General features: G+C 32.3%; 10 protein-coding genes. 3 read left to right on the top strand and 7 right to left on the bottom strand.

Going from position 1 to position 20,371, the window contains the following annotated elements:
- Positions 1 to 157 precede the first annotated feature (157 nt).
- The 3 genes from DOS84_RS14310 to pheT all read left to right on the top strand — a co-directional run bounded on the left by DOS84_RS14310 (position 158) and on the right by pheT (position 4,991).
- The gene (locus DOS84_RS14310; RefSeq protein ID WP_111410804.1) at positions 158 to 1,468 is read left to right on the top strand and encodes a TolC family protein; all 1,311 of its coding nucleotides are present in this window, start codon (positions 158 to 160) and stop codon (positions 1,466 to 1,468) included.
- Between the two features lie 24 nt (positions 1,469 to 1,492).
- Entirely contained in the window at positions 1,493 to 2,356 is an 864-nt protein-coding gene (locus DOS84_RS14305; RefSeq protein WP_111410803.1) for a bestrophin family protein, read from the top strand.
- Positions 2,357 to 2,570: 214 nt separating this feature from the next.
- Positions 2,571 to 4,991, top strand: coding sequence for a phenylalanine--tRNA ligase subunit beta (pheT, locus tag DOS84_RS14300; protein WP_111410802.1), 2,421 nt, complete (start codon positions 2,571 to 2,573; stop codon positions 4,989 to 4,991).
- 115 nt (positions 4,992 to 5,106) lie between these two features.
- Here pheT and DOS84_RS14295 read toward each other — a convergent pair whose 3' ends face one another.
- The 7 genes from DOS84_RS14295 to DOS84_RS14265 all read right to left on the bottom strand — a co-directional run bounded on the left by DOS84_RS14295 (position 5,107) and on the right by DOS84_RS14265 (position 20,297).
- Positions 5,107 to 5,661: a fasciclin domain-containing protein gene (locus tag DOS84_RS14295; protein WP_111410801.1), complete on the bottom strand. Its 555-nt coding sequence runs from the start codon at positions 5,659 to 5,661 to the stop codon at positions 5,107 to 5,109.
- Positions 5,662 to 5,886: 225 nt separating this feature from the next.
- Positions 5,887 to 8,181 carry an OmpA family protein gene (locus DOS84_RS14290; protein ID WP_243636379.1) on the bottom strand — a complete coding sequence of 765 codons (2,295 nt, stop codon included), beginning with the start codon at positions 8,179 to 8,181 and terminating at the stop codon, positions 5,887 to 5,889.
- A gap of 10 nt (positions 8,182 to 8,191) precedes the next feature.
- Positions 8,192 to 9,127, bottom strand: a complete 936-nt coding sequence (locus tag DOS84_RS14285; RefSeq protein ID WP_111410799.1) for a PorP/SprF family type IX secretion system membrane protein — start codon at positions 9,125 to 9,127, stop codon at positions 8,192 to 8,194.
- 29 nt (positions 9,128 to 9,156) lie between these two features.
- On the bottom strand, positions 9,157 to 13,512 hold the full coding sequence (locus DOS84_RS14280) for a T9SS type B sorting domain-containing protein (RefSeq protein WP_111410798.1): 4,356 nt from the start codon (positions 13,510 to 13,512) through the stop codon (positions 9,157 to 9,159).
- Between the two features lie 207 nt (positions 13,513 to 13,719).
- On the bottom strand, positions 13,720 to 16,611 hold the full coding sequence (locus tag DOS84_RS14275; protein WP_111410797.1) for a DUF7619 domain-containing protein: 2,892 nt from the start codon (positions 16,609 to 16,611) through the stop codon (positions 13,720 to 13,722).
- Between the two features lie 133 nt (positions 16,612 to 16,744).
- Positions 16,745 to 18,523 (bottom strand): 30S ribosomal protein S1, encoded by a 1,779-nt coding sequence (gene rpsA / locus DOS84_RS14270; protein ID WP_111410796.1) that lies wholly within the window; start codon positions 18,521 to 18,523, stop codon positions 16,745 to 16,747.
- A gap of 397 nt (positions 18,524 to 18,920) precedes the next feature.
- Positions 18,921 to 20,297: a nucleoside permease gene (locus tag DOS84_RS14265; protein WP_111410795.1), complete on the bottom strand. Its 1,377-nt coding sequence runs from the start codon at positions 20,295 to 20,297 to the stop codon at positions 18,921 to 18,923.
- Positions 20,298 to 20,371 lie beyond the last annotated feature (74 nt).

Below are 20,371 nucleotides of genomic sequence, written 5' to 3'. Positions count from 1 at the left end.
TAAGTTACTAAGTCTCTAATTTGCGAAGATTTAGGAAGTTTTTTTTAAATATATATACGCAAAAGAGAATATTAACAAACGAGTGTTTAGAAAAAAATAAACTTAACTTAGAATCTTTGTCACTTAGTGACTTAGCTTCTACCTTTAAAAAAATAATATGAATACCAAACTGTTTTTTAAAAGTCTCCTGCTGTTTTTCTTTTGCTTTGCAATAGGAAATGCACAAGAATTGCTTACTCTGGAAAATGCCGTTAAAATTGCATTGGAAAATAATTATGAAATAAAAATTGCCGACAATAATTTAAAAATTGATAAAACGAATGTAGCTATTGGAAATGCAGGAATGTTGCCTTCTCTAAGTGCAGTGGCTACAGATAATAATAGTATTTTGAATACTTCTCAAACCCGATCAGACGGTACTACGGTTGAGTTGAAAAATGCCAAAAACAATAATTTGAATTATGGTGTTGCTTTGGATTGGACTATTTTTGATGGTATGAAAATGTTTGCCAAATACGATCAATTGAAGGAATTGCAAAATATGAGTGAGGCACAAAGGAAAATGACTATAATTAATAAAGTAAGCAGCGTTAATTCGGTTTATTATGATTTGATACAGGAACAACAAAAGTTATCCGATTTAGATTCTACAATTATCATTTCCCAAAAAAGACTTGAGTTCACCAAAAACAGATACACTATCGGGAAAAATTCCAAATTGGATGTGTTGAATGCACAAGTGGATTTGAATACAGATCTTGGCAATTTATTAAAAGAAAAACAAACTTATGCCAATGCCAAAACGCTTTTGAATCAGCTATTGGCGAGAGATTTGAATACTGATTTTAAAGTTACTGAAGGAATCAATGTAGATCGAAAATTGAAACTTGTTGATCTGATAACATTGGCAGAAAAGCAAAATCCTGAGTTAGAGATGCAAATTATCAATAAAAAAGTAATTGAACTAGAATTGAGGCAAATCAAAGGGGAACGCTATCCAACGGTTAAATTGAATTCAGGTTATAATTTCAATGATACAAAATCAAGCCTTGGTTTTACAACTCAATCCTCAGCTCATGGTTTGAATTATGGCTTTTCGGCTTCTTTGAATTTGTTTGATGGCGATGCTCAAAACAGAAATGAAAAAATCGCTCAAATGCAAGTTGACAATACTCAATTGGTAATTGATCAACAATTGAATCTATTGCGTAGTAATTTGACAGTTGCATTTCAGGTATATTTGACCAATTTAGATTTGATTGATTTAGAAGCCAATAATACCGCAATTTCTAAGCAAAACCTTGAAATTACTGCCGAAAAGTTTAAAATTGGAACCATTACTTCTGTTGAGTTTAGAGCGGCCCAATTGAATTTTATCAATTCAAGAATTCGTTTGAGCAGTGCGCAGTTCCAAGCAAAATTATCTGAAATTACATTAAGGGAATTAGCAGGTAATCTTAATTTTTAATTATTTTTATACCAAAAAGTAAGAATGGTTTCATACAATCCTAAAATTTGGTTCGCTTATATCTTTCGTTTTCATAGATCGGATACGATTAGACAATTATTTCCAATATTATTTTTAATTATAATTTATTCAGGTGTGGTCGCATACTTGGAGATTGATTATTTCAAATTGGAGGAAACCAGTCATGTCAAAAATCTTTTTGTAATTCATACTACATTAGGTTTTGTTATTTCCTTATTATTGGCATACAGAATCAATTCTGCCTATGATCGTTGGTGGGAAGGACGTAAATTATGGGGAGCTTTGGTTAATAACAGTCGAAATCTCGCTATCAAACTTTCAGTTATATTAAAGGATGAAAGGGATTTGGCTTATTTCAGGAAACTAATTCCAAGCTATGCATCGATGTTAAACAAGCATTTGAAAGATGAAGAAACAAGTATGCAATTGTTTGAGCATGTTGACTTAGAGATTGATCATCACAAACATAGACCGAATCAAATCGCTAAGATGTTGTTCCAAAAAATAAACGATTTGTATTTTGCCAATAAAATTTCTGGTGATCAATTGATTGTTTTAAATAATGAAATTCAGTCTTTTACCGATATTTGTGGCGCTTGTGAACGAATAAAAAACACCCCAATCCCCTATTCGTACAGTACTTTTATAAAAAAAATAATCTTCATTTTTATTTTAACATTGCCTTTTCCTCATGCTTTTACATTAGGATATTATGTAATTCCCGTAGTATCTTTTGTTTTTTATGTATTGGCGAGTATTGAATTAATTTCAGAAGAAATTGAAGAGCCTTTTGGTTACGATGATAACGACTTACCTACTACAAAAATAGCCGAAAACATTAAAAAGCACATTGAGGAACTTTTATAAAAAGAGTATCAAAAATTGTTACAATTGAATTGATTTTTGCAGCTCACTAACTTTGACCCTCACGAAACATTGATTATATTTGCACCCGAGACCGTAGGCCGAACGGACGAAGTAATCTTAAAAAAACGAAACATGAATCGCTATGATTCCAAAATATAAATTGGAATTTTGAATGTGATACCATTTTCTAATTAAAAACATATAATAATTTCGCATGAAAATATCTTACAACTGGTTAAAACAATTTATAAAAATTGATTGGAAATCGGATGAAACAGCTGCATTACTTACTGATTTAGGACTTGAAGTTGAAATCGTTGAGAAATACCAATCGGTAAAAGGCGGATTAGAAGGAATAGTTGTAGGACATGTTCTTACTTGTGTGCCTCATCCTGATGCTGATCGCTTAAAAATCACGACTGTTGATTTGGGTGATGGTGTTCCTTTGCAAATTGTCTGTGGTGCCAGTAATGTAGATGCAGGTCAAAAAGTCCCAGTAGCTACTATTGGAACCGTTTTATTTGATAAAGAAGGAAATTCTTTTACCATTAAAAAGGGAAAAATCAGAGGGCAGGAAAGTCATGGAATGATTTGTGCAGAGGATGAATTGGGTCTTGGCGAAAGTCATGACGGAATCATGATACTTGATGATTCTATTCCAGCAGGAACATTGGCGTCAAAAGTTTTTAAAATAGAAAATGACGAAGTTTATGAGATTGGCTTAACGCCAAATCGTGCCGATGCGATGAGTCACTTAGGTACTGCACGTGACTTAAGAGCAGGATTGATTCAAACGGGAATTAATGTAGAATTAATCACACCATCAGTAAGTAATTTTAGAGTTGATAAAAGAACTTTAAAAATTGATGTTGATGTTAAGGATATTCATCTTGCACCAAGATATTGTGGTGTTACTATTTCTGGTATCTCAGTAAAAGAATCTCCGGAATGGTTAAAAAACAGATTGAAAGCTATTGGAATCAATCCAAAAAATAATATTGTGGATGTTACCAATTATGTATTGCATGATTTGGGACAACCCTTGCATGCTTTTGATGCTGCGAAAATTAAAGGAAAGATTGTTGTTCAAACACTTCCCGCTGGTACAAAATTCGTTACTCTGGACGATGTTGAAAGAACTTTGCATGAAGAAGATTTAATGATTTGTGACGAAAAAGGACCGTTGTGCATTGCTGGAGTTTTTGGAGGAAAGAAATCAGGAGTGACTGAAACAACCAATTCTATTTTCTTAGAAAGTGCTTATTTTAATCCAGTTAGTATCCGTAAATCTGCCAAAAGGCATCAATTGAATACCGATGCTTCTTTTAGATTTGAAAGAGGAATTGATCCAACAATTACAGAATATGCTTTGAAAAGAGCAGCTTTATTGATACAAGAAGTGGCAGGTGGAGAAATTACCTCTGACATTGTAGATATTTATCAAAAGAAAATTGAAGACTTTACAGTATTTCTAAATTTCAAAAATGTTGCACGCATTATTGGGCAAGAATTACCAAAAGATAATATTAAACAAATTTTAGCTTCTTTGGAAATTAAAATAAACAGTGTTTCGGATGCTGGTTTGGGATTGGTTATTCCTGCTTATCGTGTGGATGTACAAAGAGAAATTGATGTGATCGAGGAAATTTTAAGGGTTTATGGTTACAACAATATTGTATTCTCTAAAAAATTAAATGCAACAGTTTCGAATTCTCCAAGAAATGAGGATTACAAAGTGCAAAATACAGTAGCAAATCAATTGAATTCCCAAGGTTTTCATGAAATGATGGCCAATTCATTGACTACAGCTTCTTATATACAACTTTCAGAAATGCTTAAAGAGGAACACAATGTTACGATGTTAAATCCGTTAAGCAGTGATTTGGCAACAATGCGTCAGTCTTTATTATTTTCAGGATTGGAAGCTATATCGTACAACATTAACCGTAAAAATTCCGATTTAAAATTATTTGAATTTGGAAAATCATACCATAAATTTTTATCGGGTTACGAAGAAATTAAGCATTTAACTTTATTTCAAACAGGCAATAGAAACCAAGAAAATTGGACAAATGCTCCAAAAGTTTCAGATTTCTTTTTATTCAAAGGATATGTTGAAGCTATACTTTCAAGATTAGGAATTGCTAACGCAAAAAGTGTTGCAGTTACCTCGGATGTATTTTCAGAAGGAATTGCTTTAGGTTTGGGAAATGATGTTTTGGTTGAATTCGGTGTAGTTAAGAAATCAGTTTTGAAACATTTTGGAATCAAACAAGAAGTTTTCTATGCTGACTTCAATTGGGCTAACGTTTTAAAAGTAATGTCGAGCAAAATAAAATATACTGAAATTCCAAAATATCCGGAAGTCCGTCGAGATTTGGCCCTATTGGTTGATCAAAATGTCACTTATGACGCTATTTATGCTATTGCCAGACAAACAGAAAAATCATTATTGAAAAATGTCAATTTGTTTGATGTATATGAAGGACAAAATTTACCTGAAGGTAAAAAATCGTATGCATTGAGTTTTACAATTCAAGATACTGCCAAAACACTTGAAGATGCTCAAATAGATAAAATCATGAATAAACTGATAAAGAATTTTGAAACAGAGCTTGGAGCAAGTTTGAGATAAATCCTTTATAATAAATGTAAAATCCCAATACTAATTTTTATAGTATTGGGATTTTTTTTAAGTTCTGATAATCAGTCAGAACTCAGCAATAAACTAATTAACATCAAACAAATAATTATTGTTTAGGTAAAACAACTGTGTCGATTACATGAATTACTCCGTTAGATTGATTTACGTCGGCAATTGTCACTTTAGCTTTAGTTCCATTTTCATCGGTAATATATAAATCTTTTCCTTGCATCCAGGCCGTTAATGTTCCGCCACTCACTGTTTTCAACATTGCCTTACCATTTCCTTCTTTAATTGCATTTGCTATATCAGCAGCATTCATTCTTCCAGCAACTACATGGTAAGTTAAAATGGTTTGCAATGTTTTTAAACTTTCTGGTTTAAGCAAGTTCTCAACAGTTCCTTTTGGCAATTTGTCAAACGCGGCATTTGTTGGGGCAAAAACGGTGAATGGTCCAGTACTTTGTAAAGTTTCAACTAGGCCAGCTGCTTTTACAGCGGCAACTAATGTGGTGTGATCTTTTGAGTTTACTGCATTTTCAATAATATTTTTGGTAGGATACATGGCGGCTCCTCCAACCATAACACTTTTTTGCGCATAAGAGGTTACTCCTAACATTAATCCAAAAAATGCAATCGATAAAAATTTTCTAGTTTTCATAAAAATCTATTTTTAAAAGTTATATAAAGACATTTACGCAAACAGATTGTTTTTGGTTTTATAAAAATGATTTTTTTTTAAATTTTATTTCTTAAGAATATGAAAAAACGTTCTTTTTTGTTGATTTTTAATCCATTATGCTAATTTTAATAGAATAAAAAAAGGCAATAGATTTTAAAAACCAATTGCCTTTTTTTTAATGACACAGACCTGTGCAAGTATTTATTACAAGTTTTTTATAACAAACTCACTTCTTCTGTTTAATTCGTGTTGTTCTTCATCACAAGAATTATCAGGAATACATTTTACAATCGGAACTGATTCTCCATAACCTTTGGAAAGAATTCTATTTTTAGGAATTCCTTGTTCCAAAATATAATCTCGTGTTGCATCGGCTCTTTTTTGTGAAAGATCAGCATTGAATTTTGCATTTCCGCGATTGTCGGTGTGTGAACCAATTTCAATAACCATATCTGGATATTTGTTCATCAATTCAACAACACGATTCAATATTCTTTTTGATTCTTTTCGAATATACCACATGTTATAATCAAAATAGATTGGATCTGTCTTGATAATTAATCGGTCTTTATCCTTTACAACATCTTTTTCGGCAGCAACAATAGCAGCCGCTTTTTCTTTTTTCTTGGCGGCAGCGATTTCTTTATTTTTTTTGTCAGCAGCTATTTTTTCTTTTTTCAATTGTTGAGCGGCTTCCAAGTCTGCCAATCTTTTGGATTCAAGAGCAATTGCTTCGTCTTTTTTCTTTTGTTTGAGTGCATTGACATCGGCGATTTTCTTTTCTTTAAGAGCACTAGCTTCAGCGATTTTCTTTTCCTGAAGAGCAATTGCATCAGCTTTCTTTTTTTGTTCAAGTGCAACTAATTCAGCAGCTTTTAGTTGCTGAGCCACAATTAAATCGGCCGCTATTTTTTTCTCCAAAGCTACTTGTTCTTCCTTTTTGATAATTTCGATAGATCGAATTTCCATAGAACCATCATTCGATTTATTTCTTTCCTCCGAAATATGGAACGATTTAGAATTCTCTGTATAATTTTCTTTGGTAGCCAATAATGAATAATTAGTGTCACATGCAATTGTAAAACTAAATTTACCATCTGATCCAGTTGTCGCTTTTTCAAGCTCTTGATTGGCAGAGTTTTTTAAGATTACAAAAGCATTTTCCAATACAAGATGCGAATCGACATCAGTTATTACACCGGCAATATATTGTTTGCAATCTTCGATGAGCAATTCTGTGGTTTCTTTTAAAGAATAAATATCATCTTTCCCTTTTCCTCCTGGTCTATCAGAAGAAAAATAACCCTCCTTTGTGTCAGAATCTATATAATAGGCAAAATCATCATAACCCGAGTTCACAGGAAGCCCCACATTCAAAGCTTTAGAATAGGAATTATCTTGAATGTCTGAAACAAAAATATCCAAAGCACCATAGCCTTCATGGCCATTTGAAGAAAAATATAATTTATTGTCTTTGGAAACAAATGGGAATTGCTCTCTTTTGGGAGTGTTTATTTTTTCTCCCAAATTCATTGGTTTGCCATAAATAGAGCCCGCTATTGAAACACTAAAAATATCAAAAGAGCCTAATGTTCCCGGCATGTCAGATGCAAAATAGAGTGTCTTTTCATCCACACTCAAAGCGGGATGCTCTACCGAATAATCAGGGCCATTGAATGGCAATGACACAATATTAGTCCATTTATCTTTCACAAACTCAGCTCTGAAAATTTGAATGTTCGATATTTTGTCCGTATTCTTTCCTCTCCTGCCGTTGTTTGAATTGTTTCGGGTAAAATACATGAATTTGCCATCCTTTGTAAAAACAGCATTCGATTCGTGCATTGGCGATTTCAAATCTTTTGAAAAATAAGCCACAATGGAATCATTTGCATTTACATTTTTTAATGGAATGCTAACTAAATTGAGATAGGATTCATTATTCCATTTATAGGTTTTATCGAATAAATTAGGTTTCTTTTTTACAGCTGCAAAAACTAAGTTATCTCCAAAAATTACAGCGCCAAACTCTGAATTCACAGTATTTATTGCTAAATTTTGAATATCAAATCGTTGTCCAATAGCGCTGACATTTTTCAGGGTTTTGATATCCTTTTCCAATTTTTCGATGGCTACATTATTATTTGAAGCTAAATAAAACTTTCGCATGATGTCATTTGCTTCATTATATTTTCCTTTGGCTTTCAATGTTTGGACATAACGAAAATAATAGTCTTCATTAAGTTCTTTGCCTTTACTTTTGAGTAATAGAGAATATAGTTCTTGGGCTTTATCATAATTATTGGTAAAATAATAACAATCCCCTAAATTCTGGATTACTTCTTCAGTTTGGATTTTGTCGCTAATTTTTTCATACAAAGGAATTGCGGCACTATAGTAGGTTTTAGTAAACAAAAGGTTTGCTCGTTGCAAATCCTGTTGTTGAGCTTGTATGAATTGGATTGAAAATACGATGAGGATTATATATATTCTTTTCATGTTTACTTTTTTAGAAAAATCTTGGTGATTTGTCATACCCTTTGCCTAATAAATCCAAGTTATACAATAGTACAATTTCATGTGAACCTGAACTGAATTGGCTTAGATTTGAAGTCACATAGTCATAGGAATAACCAACTCTTAGATTTGGAGTGACATTGATATTCATCAATAAACTTGCGGAATCCCCAAATCGATAAGCAGCTCCAAGTTCGAATTTTTCATTATACAATACATTAGCCGTTAAATCCACAGAAACCGGGGCACCTTTTACAAATATTGCCATAACAGCAGGTTTGAATTTAAAAGCCTCATTAATATCAAAAACATATCCTCCGGTTAAATAAGTATGAATTTCTCGAGGACCAAAGGAATTAATATCAGGTCTGGATTTTATGTGTTCTGCCGAAAGTAAGTTTGGTGCAGAAAGTCCAATATAATAATTGTCCGTAAAATAATAGGCTCCTACTCCAATATTAGGTACAGTTTCATTTATATTTTCAGCAAATGCTTTGTCTGTGGAGATATCACCGCTATTTAATTGAAATCCATTAAAGTTGGTACTTATTGATGAAAAACCAGCTTTTACACCAAATGAAAGTTTTTGCTTTTCATTCAATTGAAGAACATAGGCAAAATCAGCAAAGAAATTTGTTTCCTTTTTGGCTCCATCACCAATATTGTCTGAAACCAAAGAGAAACCACCTTCTATCTTTTCATTTATAGGTGTGTGGGCAAATAAGGTTAGGGTTTTTGGCGCTCCTTCGATTCCAGCCCATTGGTAACGATACAAACTTCCTAAATTTAAGATTGCTGGAGTTGCCGTTGCATAAGCAGGATTTACAACACTCATATTGTTCATGTATTGCGTGAAATGAGGATCTTGCTGAGCGGTTGCCTTTAGTATAGAAAGGAAAAAAAACACAAAAAGTATTATTTTTTTCATTAGAATAAATTTAATAGGTAAGAAATGAATTATCGGTTCAAATAAAGTTGGCCTTGTTTTGGAGGCAAATTGTCTTTATTATAATGGATAATATAAAAGTAGACTCCTGCAGGTGCGTCACCATCTATAAAGCTTGAATTAGAATTTTTTCCGTTCCAATCCGGTTTGTTTATGTCGCCTTTGAATAACACATTTCCGTATCTATTAAAAATTTCTAACGTATAATTCGGAAAAGAAAATTCGATATCTACAATTTGAAAAGTATCATTTACGCCATCACCATTTGGTGAAAATCCATCAGGGATCTTCAATTTGTCAGGAGTTAAAGAGCATTTAGTTAATGAAACGGTTACCGACAATGCACTAGAATAACATTGAGTTGTTGCATCGTAATCAAAACCATAATAAGTTGCTCCTTCTGAAAGCAAATCAGTATTAGGAATTATTGTTCCATTTGTTATAGCGTCATACCAAGCTAAATTTGTTGATGCAATGGTATTATTTGATAAATTTTGGATACTAGGTTTGTCAATTCCGCAAAATTCTTCTCCATTAGCCTTTAAATCGGGTCTTTGAACAGTATTTATCAGCACACTTATTGGGGTTGATATTGATTCACAACCCGTGCTTGCATTCATTTCTTTAACGTAATAATTTCCTGTTACCAAAAGTTTATTTGATGCTAAAGGAGTTGTACTTGTTGGAGTATCATACCATTTGTATTGGTTTCCGTTAGGAGCTAAATTTGCTACTGTTGCTAAATTAGTTTCGCAAAATTTTTGATTGCTTGCGGTTGGGCTATCTGGGATAGCATTAATGGCAAAACTTTTGGAAACAGTATTGATTGTTATTGAACAGCCATTTCCAGTATTGGTTAAATCGGTTATGACCAAAGTATTGTTTCCTGTGTTTAAAAGAGTACCGGCAGGAATTAAAAAAAGTGTTTTTCCTTCGCTTACCGCTAGAGGAATTGTTTGCGAACCTATTGCATTTGCTCCAGATACAGCATAACTCAAAGTGATATTCGATAAGGTTCCCAATCCCGTTATATCAACATTTACGGCTTGACCTAAACAACCGTCTTTTACGGTTACAACCATATTTGCAATATCAGGTAATCCGTTTACAATAAATACTTTTGATAAGGTTGATGTGTTCGTACAATTGGTTAATACATTGGTAATATTAGTTATTACTATAGTTGTATTTCCTGAATTCGGAATTAAATTGGAGGCTATACTAAAAGTGGCTAACCCAGAATTAATACTTAAAGTTGCGGGAATTGCAGTTGCTATATTACTTCCTGATAAGTTATAAAGAATATTGTAATTTCCATCTGTAAGATTGGAATTTCCAGAGAAATTTACATTTGCTGAATAACCTTGGCAAATTGGAGCAATTGTTAATGTTGCACTATTTATTTGCGGAGTTGTATTAATTTGTACAATAATAGATTTTATGCTTGATTCGCAACCAGTCAACACATTTACCTCTTTTACAAAATAATTCCCGGAGACTAAAGGTTTGGAACTAATTAAAGGTACGGAGCTTGTTGCTGAATCAAACCATTGATATTGGCTTCCTTGCGGAATTAAATTAGCAACTGTTGCATTATCTGAAGTACAAAAAATCTGGTCATTTGCAACAGGGATTGCTGGAATCGAATTTACTGTAAAATCCGTTTTATTATTTATTGCCAAAGTACAACCAGTTACGGCATTGGTTAAATTAGTTATGGTGAAAGAGGTCAGTCCAACATTTGGTATGTCAGTTGTGGGAATGACAAAATTGGTTTCACCGGCTACAACTGTCAAAGTAATACTTTGAGAACTACTAATATTCACTCCAGAAAGATTGTAATTAATAGAAATTGAAGTCAAAGTTCCTAAACCCGATAATTTGACGTTTGTCGCTTGACCTTGACATATGTCTTTAATTGTTGCTGTCAGATTTGTTGCATCAGGCAATGGATTTACAGTAAAGGATTTGTTAAGTGTAGATGTATTGGTACAGCCAGTAATAGAATTGGTAATTTTGGTAATGGTAATTGTACTTGTACCTGCATTTGGAATCAAAGCTTTTGGAATGGTAAAAGTGCCTAATCCTCCAGTAATATTGATAACAGTACTTATTGCAGTTGCAGTATTATTGCCGCTTATATTGTAAACAATGTCATAATTTCCATCGGTAAGATTTGATGTTCCCGAAAAATCAACTAATGCGTCAAAGGCTGGACAAACCGGAACAATAGTAAGTGTAACGTTATTGATTTGAGGTGTTGTATTAATGATTACATCAATAGATTTTAAGCTAGATTCACATCCTGTTGTTAAATTCACTTCTTTTACAAAATAATCGTCAGTAATCAAAGGTGTTGTAGTAGTCAAAGGAACTGTACTTACAGCTGAATCAAACCATTGGTATTGGTTTCCTTGGGGATTTAAATTTACTACTGTTGCATTATCAGCAGTACAAAATGATTGAATATCATTTGTTACAGGTATAGCAGGAATCGAATTTACTGTAAAATCAGTTTTATTATTAATCGACAAAGTACAACCAGTTACTGTATTGGTTAAATTTGTTATGGTAAAAGAGGTTAAACCAATATTTGGAATATCAGTTGCAGGAATTACAAAACTAGTTTCCCCGGCAACAACTGTTAATGGAATATTTTTGGTACCTACTGAATTTACTCCAAAAAGATTGTAATTTATTGTTATATCAGTCAAAGTTCCTAAACCTGATAATTTTATGCTTGCATCTTGTCCTTGACATAAATTTTTAATAGTTGCAACTAAATTACTAGCATTAGGTAACGGATTTATTGTAAACGATTTGTTTAATGTGGATGTATTAGTACAACCAGTAGTAGTATTCGTAATTTTCGTAATTGTAATTGTATTTGTACCTGCATTTGGAATTAAAGCTTTTGGAATGATAAAAGTAGATAATCCTCCTACTACATTAAGACTGGCAGGTATTCCGTTGAGAGAATTACTACCACTCAAATTGTAAATAATATCATAATTTCCATCAGTAAGATTTGATGTCCCTGAAAAATTAACTGAAGCATCAAAGGTTTGACAAACTGGAACAATAGTAAGTGTAGCATTATTGATTTTAGGAATTGGATGTATATGTAAAACGTCTTCAATTGTACCAATAATATTGTTGCAAATACCCAGACTAGTTGCATCTTTTATATTAATAATGTTAACGGTATAATTATTAACTTGTTGAAAATATGCTGACAGAATTGGAAAAGTCAATACACCGCCTGAAAAATTTTGTGTAGTTTGTATTGGTGTAGCTACTCCCGAAATAGTATAGGTAACGACATAAGAACCATTTGTGATAGCTTGAGCTCCTTGGGTTAAAACTGCACTATAGGACGCAGTTGGTATTTCATTTTCACATATGTCAGGGTTTACCACTAACGTTGCCCCAGTAAAATCAAGTTGCTTTTCTATAGTTATATCTACAAATGATGATTTATCAGAACAAACCAAATAATTTGATAGTACAGTATAAGTAAATCTATAAACACCAGGTCCTCTAGTATTGTAAATATTTTGAATATTAATATTAGAATCTGTAGCACTAGTTATTTCTCCTAGTCCAGCATCTGTCCATACTCCACCTATATCTTCCCCGGATAATTGTCCAAATAAGTCAAAATTCGTGTAGGTGCCTAATACATCAGAACATAATTGCAAATTTGTTGGAGTTCCTGATTCTGGGCCTCTGAATATTGAAACATTTACGGTAGACGAAACAGATGAATTACAAGTCGATCCTAATGGAGATGAAACTGTATAAGTATAAGGATATGTATTTCCTGAAGGAGGAGCAGCAGTATTAAGTGTATTGCCTGACAAACCACCTGAACCAGAGTCATCATTCCAAGTACCATTTGTTTGTGGTGAAGGTGTTGGGACACCTTTAAAAAGCATAAATAAATTCAAACTTTGATTGTTGCAAACAGAAAAATCAGGTCCAGCAATTCCAGAATATCCTCCAATAGTCACAGTTATAACAGCTGAATCTGTACAGCCTAACCCGTCTGAAACAGTATAGGTATAATTATAAATACCACTTTTCTTGATTTGCTGTGCATTTAAAATACCAGTTGTTGTATTTAATCCTAAAGATTTATCATCATCAGACCAAGTTCCTCCAAGTGTATGTGGACCTAATTGAGCATTTAAATCTACAGAAATACTTGATGAATTTGCAATGTCGCAAACATTTAAAGTATTATTATCACTTCCTGCGATTCCTGCACATTGAGCATTAACATCAATAGAACAGAAAAAGAGAATCAAAAATGTAAAAAAAGAATAAAATGTAAAACAAGTAGGTAAACGTAGTTTTGGAACCATAAAAATTATTTGATTTTACCAAAAATAAGCATTTTCATATAACTTAACATACTTTTAACTTTTTATTTAATATAAACGATCAAAATAGTTTTGATTTTTAATAATTATAAGTTTGAATGGTTTTTAAAATAAAAGAAGCCCCCGTAATTAAGGGGCTTTTTATTATTAAATATCAAGAAATTATTTTTCCTCTGATTTTCTCAAAACTTAGTTTTTTATAAATTTAATGCTAGAACTGCCTTTGTCTGATTTTATTTTTAAAAAATAATTACCCGTTCTTAAATTTGAAACATCAATTTTTGAGGAATCTTTTATATTAGGAAGTGCAATCACCAATTGTCCTAAAATATCATAAACTGCAATAGATTGTACTTCAATCTCCTTTGTTTCCAAAATATTTAAAACTTCACTAGCAGGATTTGGATACACTTTGAAATAATTAGAAAACTCAAAATCTTGAGTTCCCAAAGATGTTCCAAATTTAGATGTCGCTTTATTGGTCAATACAGGAAAGTTATAATCAAAGTAGATGTTTGCTTCATTATCAAATGAATCTCCTACTACCAAAGTTGGCTTCGTTTTGATTTTAAAAGCAATATAGCCATCATTATTGGCGTCGTCAAAAGGGAGGTTAACATTTTCGAAAATAAACTCCACTTTATTGCCCTCAGAAATTTTAGTAATATAGGAATGGCTGGCATCTGTCGGAACCAATGTCGAGATATCAAACTTTGTCAAGTCAATCATATCTTTTACAACAATATTCTGTACAGCATAATTTCCAGTATTTTCAAAACGAATTAAATAATGTACATATTCACCAATCAAACCTGAAGTAATAACATCACCTTCTAAACACGTTTTGTCATTTGGATCTAAAGAACCTACAACTGTATGATTCAAAACAAACATATTGTCAATTGGGTATTCATCAGAATCAACTGAGTTTACTGTTGCTGTATAATGCAAAACAGTGCCACTATTTACTGCTGGAGTTTCCATCGGACTATTTACATTTAACGTAAAGGTAATTTCACGAGTTTCAAATGGCTTTAAATCGGAGAAATTCCAAGATAAACTATTTGTGTTTTGACTAGAAACTATAGGATTCGAAACCACTACATCCAAAACAGCATCATCAAAAGCCAAATTTACAGTTCCTGATTGAGCTACATTTCCTTTGTTTTTGTAAACTAGTTTATACTTTGAATCAAAACCAGGTCTAGCCACTTCCATTGGAATTAAAGTAATTTCTAAATCTTTATGTGAAGCACTTGGTGTTAAACAAAATTCTTGAATAAAAGGACTTGCATCAGTTGGGAAATTAACATTTACTGAGGTTGGCGAAATTGTAAAATAGTCAGCATTTTCTAAAATTGGAGTAACGGTATAAGTTCCTTCCTTAACTTTAATAGAATAATTACCAGATTCATTAGTAATTACTGTTCCTGTTTCCGTTCCATCTGAAATAGTAAACTTTATATGTGAGGCTGGCAAATCTGAAGCATCACATCCATTTTTATTGCTATCCATTCTATTGTTTCCTTGAATAGTATAATTTGCGCCTCCTTCATCAAAAGAACAATATCCTCCGACAATACAGTTCTCGTAATTATAGCTGGTAATTTTTTGAGAAATTGATTCTAATTCCTCTTCATCTCCACAAATGTATTTTAGTTTTGGACAATTGGAAAAATTACTGCAATCTGCTTTATAATAGTCTTGTAGTTCAGTTTCTAAATATTCTAAATCTTCTCTACTGCCATTTTTCAGGTTTATAGATTCTAAATTCGGACAACTAGACACATTAATCCCTTTGAGTTTATTAGAATTGCTTAAGTCAAGAGTATTTATTGAAGTAAAACCTAGCCATAAAACCTCAAGATTTGGCAATTGAGAAAGATCAATTGCTTCAATTGGATTTTTCCCACCATCAATATCGGTCAATTTAGGGGAGCTTGAAAAATCTATTGTAGCAATGTTATTTTCAAAAAAACTGATAATTTCAAGATCGAATAGTCCTGTTAGGTCAATTGTAGTTATTTTATTTTGAAATAAAATTAAAAACCAGAGTTGTGACAAACTATTTAAATCTAGACTTGTCAATAAGTTATTAGAACAATCTAATTCTCTTAAATATAGATTTTCTTTTACATCTAAACTAGTTAATTTGTTATTATTACATTCAATTATTGATAAGCCATTTAATCCAGAAATATTGAGACTTGAAAGAGTATTTTGACTACAAAATAAACCACTAAGTTGGGATAATCCAACTAAATCTAAGTTTGAAATACTATTTTTACTACAATCTAATGATTCGAGTTGATTTTGTCCAAGGACATTTAATTCGGTTAGTATATTATTGCTACAATTTATATCAGTCAGGTTATTAAGTCCTATTAAATTTAAACTAGGTAATTGATTAAAAGAACAGTTTAAGGTTTGAAGGAAGTTTAAACCTGTTAAGTTCAAACTGGTTAATTGGTTATTCCCACAATCTAAAATCTTAAGATTTAAAAAAGGGTTAATATTTAAAGTAGTAATTTGATTATTTTCACACCCTAAATATTGAAGGTTCGTAGAAGTATTAAAATCTATTGAAGCAAGTTTATTATTACCACAATAAAAATGGGTGAGCATATTTAGGTTAGTAATATTTAACGAGGTAAGTTGATTATTCCTGCAAAATAGATTTTGAATAGTATTTACATTACTTACATCTAATGTTGTAAGTTGATTGTCATCACAAAACAAATAAATAAGATTCTTTAAACCTTTCAAATCTAAAAAAGTAAGCTTGTTGCCTGGGCAATATAAATGATACAGGTTGCTAAAATTTAAGATTCCTGTTAGATCATCAATACTTGAAGATTCAATACTTAAAAAATAAACAGATAGCGCTTCAGTAACTTCTATTTCATTATTATTATTAATATCAATTTTTATGCTATTTCCATTTATATCCTTTGCAATCGTATTGCTATAATCCGATTCCAATAACTTTGCCTTGAAAATAGCATCAGGAAAGTTTATAATTTGGGCATTCAAACTATTAAGAAACCAAAAAGCCAATAACAAAAAGTAGATTTTTTTCATAAGTAAATATTTAGAAAAGCAAATATATGCTTTTGAATTTGTTTGGTGCTTTTTCTTATTAAAATAATCAAAAAAAGAGCAAAAAAAAGCCCCGCAATTTGCGGGGCTTCCTATTATTCTAAAAATCTAAGAATTATTTTTTCTCTGATTTTTCCATTTTAGCTTTTAATGCAGCTAATACATCATTGTTATCTCCTAAAGTTGCAGCTGGTGCGTTTGTAGTAGATGCAGATGAAGTGTTTTCAGTTGCAGCTTTCACGTTTTTCTCTTCTTCTTCACGGAAGATAGCAGTGTGAGATGCAACTACTCTTTTGAATTCTTTGTTGAATTCAATTACTTTGAAATCAGCAGTATCACCTTTTTTCAATTTCTTACCGTCTTCTTTTTCAAGGTGACGAGTAGGAATGAAAGCAACGATATCATCTCCAAATTCTACAGTAGCTCCTTTGTCAACGATTTCAGAAATTTCACCTGTGTGGATAGTTCCAACTGCGAAAGAATCTTCGTATTGATCCCAAGGATTAGCAGTAGTTTGTTTGTGACCTAAAGATAATTTACGTCCGTCAACATCTAATTCTAATACTACTACATCTAATTTTTCACCAACATTTACAAATTCAGATGGGTGTTTGATTTTCTTAGTCCAAGATAAGTCAGAGATGTAAATTAATCCATCAATTCCTTCTTCCAATTCTACGAAAATTCCAAAGTTTGTAAAGTTTCTAACGATACCTGTATGTTTAGAACCTACTGGGTATTTAGAAGTAATGTCAGTCCAAGGATCTTGAGTTAATTGTTTGATACCTAATGACATTTTACGGTCATCTCTATCTAATGTTAAGATAACAGCCTCAACAACATCTCCAACTTTTACGAAATCTTGAGCAGAACGTAAATGAGTTGACCATGACATTTCAGAAACGTGGATTAAACCTTCAACACCTTCTGCAACTTCGATAAATGCACCGTAATCAGCGATTACAACTACTTTACCGTTTACTTTGTCACCAATTTTCAAATCAGCATTCAAAGCATCCCATGGGTGAGCGTTTAATTGTTTCAAACCTAATTGAATTCTTGTTTTCTCATCATCGAAATCAAGGATTACAACGTTTAATTTTTGGTCTAATTCAAGAACTTCACTTGGGTGGTTGATTCTACTCCAAGAAAGGTCAGTAATGTGAATTAATCCATCAACACCACCTAAGTCAATGAAGACACCATAAGAAGTAATGTTTTTAACAACACCTTCTAATACTTGTCCTTTTTGTAATTGACCGATGATTTCTTTTTTCTGTACTTCAATATCCGCTTCAATAAGCGCTTTGTGAGAAACAACAACATTTTTGAATTCGTGGTTGATTTTTACCACTTTGAATTCCATCATTTTGTTTACATATACATCGTAGTCTCTAATTGGTTTAACGTCAATTTGAGATCCTGGTAAGAAAGCTTCAATTCCGAAAACGTCAACGATCATACCTCCTTTAGTTCTGCATTTTACAAAACCATTAACGATTTCTCCTGTTTCGTTAGCTGAAATAACTCTATCCCAAGATTTGATAGTACGTGCTTTTCTGTGAGACAATACCAATTGACCTGTTTTATCCTCACGGATGTCAATTAATACTTCTACTTTGTCACCTACTTTTAAAGCTGGGTTGTAACGGAATTCGTTTAATGAAATAACACCTTCCGATTTTGCGTTGATATCAACGATAACGTCTCTATCTGTGATTCTTACAACTACTCCTTCAACAACTTCTTCTTGGTCAGTTGCAATAAAAGTTTTTGATACTAGTTCTTCGAATTCCAATAAGTTTTTCTCATCTACTGCATCGATACCTTCTTCGAAGTTATGCCAGTTAAAATTTGCTAAAAACTCTTCTTGTGATTTTAATTGTTCAGACATGCTGATAAAAAATTTGTATTCTGTTTTTCTTGAGTTTCTCAAAGCGATAGAAAAAACAGAAGTTGTTTTACTTAAATTGTTGATACCTAAAGGAAACTCCTATCCACCAAAAGGTGTGCAAAAGTAATTCATTTATTTAATATGGCAAAATATTTAAAGCGAGATATTTAGAACTAAACCAAAAAGAAGTATAAAAAGGCCTAGGAGCGAATAATTGGGCATTTTTAAAGGCATGGTTCCCGCTATTCGTTACAATCTCCTGTGCCGAACCCCTGTACAGGAGGATTTTCACTGCTATCGGGGCTAGTTGGGTCACATTGTGATTTGTCAGGAACAAAAAATCCCAACAGGTTTCAAAAACGAGTTAGGATTGATCTTGTGTTTTTCAATAAATCTACTAATGATTCACGTTCTCCACTTCATTAGGATTATGCTCATGTTTGAACAAAATAGCAAATGCAATGGCGATAACCAGCGAATAAATAGCAAAAGCCAACCAAATGCTGTGCCAATCCTTCATCATAATTACATTTTGTAATAAGCCATCAGTAGTAATAGAATTCCCTTGGTTTTTTACAAAATCCAACATCTTTGGATTCGCAATATCGGTTTGCAAAAAAGAAGCTAATTCTGTTGTGTTATTAAACGATTTTGTGAAAAAACGATCAATAGCCCAACCCGAAGTAAAACTACCTAATATTGCTCCTACTCCATTAGTCATCATCATAAACATTCCTTGAGCCGAAGAACGGTTTTTGGCATCGGTATGTGTTTCCACAAATAAAGATCCAGAAATATTAAAGAAATCAAAAGCCATACCATAAACAATACAGGATAAAATAATCATCCATAATCCTTGGATAGGGTCTCCAAATGCAAATAAACCAAAACGCAATACCCATGCAAACATACTAATAAGCATAACTTGTTTTATGCCAAATCGTTTTAAGAAAAATGGAATGGCCAATATAAACAAAGTCTCTGAAATTTGAGAAATCGACATAATAATAGTAGAATATTTCACCACAAACGAATCCGCATATTTTGGAAAATGTTTGAATTCATCCAAAAAAACATCTCCATAAGCATTAGTCAGCTGTAAAGCGCCTCCCAAAAACATAGAGAAAATAAAAAACAAAGCCATTTTATAATTAGCAAATAATTTGAAGGACTCCAATCCTAAAATCTCCATCAATGAAGCATTTTCTTTTGTTAATCGTTGAGGCTTACATTTAGGCAAAGTAAATGAATAGATACCTAATGCAATAGCAGCAATTCCAGCAATATAAAATTGATAAGCAGTTGCTTTATTTCCTGTTAAATTGGTAATCCACATGGCTACTATAAATCCAATAGTACCAAAAACACGAATTGGTGGAAAGCTCTTAACCACATCCAAACCATTTATTTTTAAAGCATTATACGAAATAGAGTTACTCAAAGCAATAGTTGGCATATAGAAACACATTGCCAAAAGCATGATGTAAATAAAAGTCGTTGGAGTAGTAACTTCGGGCAAGTAAAATAAAACAAAGCCATATAAAATATGAAGTCCTCCGTATAATTTTTCAGCATTAATCCATCTATCGGCAATAATACCTGCAAGTGTTGGCATAAAAAGCGAAGCAATTCCCATTGTTCCAAAGACCAAACCAAATTGTGTTCCTTCCCAGTTTTTGGTACCAAACCAATAATTTGCTATTGTAATTAACCACGCTCCCCAAACAAAAAATTGAAGAAAGCTCATTAATATCAATCTATTTTTAATTCCCATAAGATGAAGTATGTTTTAATGTTTGTTAGAATTTTGAGGCGCGTAAATCTACTATTAAAATTGAGATTACCAAA

The organism is Flavobacterium aquariorum, assembly GCF_003254745.1.
Classification (GTDB): domain Bacteria; phylum Bacteroidota; class Bacteroidia; order Flavobacteriales; family Flavobacteriaceae; genus Flavobacterium; species Flavobacterium aquariorum.
The sequence above is the reverse complement of the archived record's forward strand: the minus strand, read 5'-3'. Positions and strand labels throughout refer to the sequence as shown.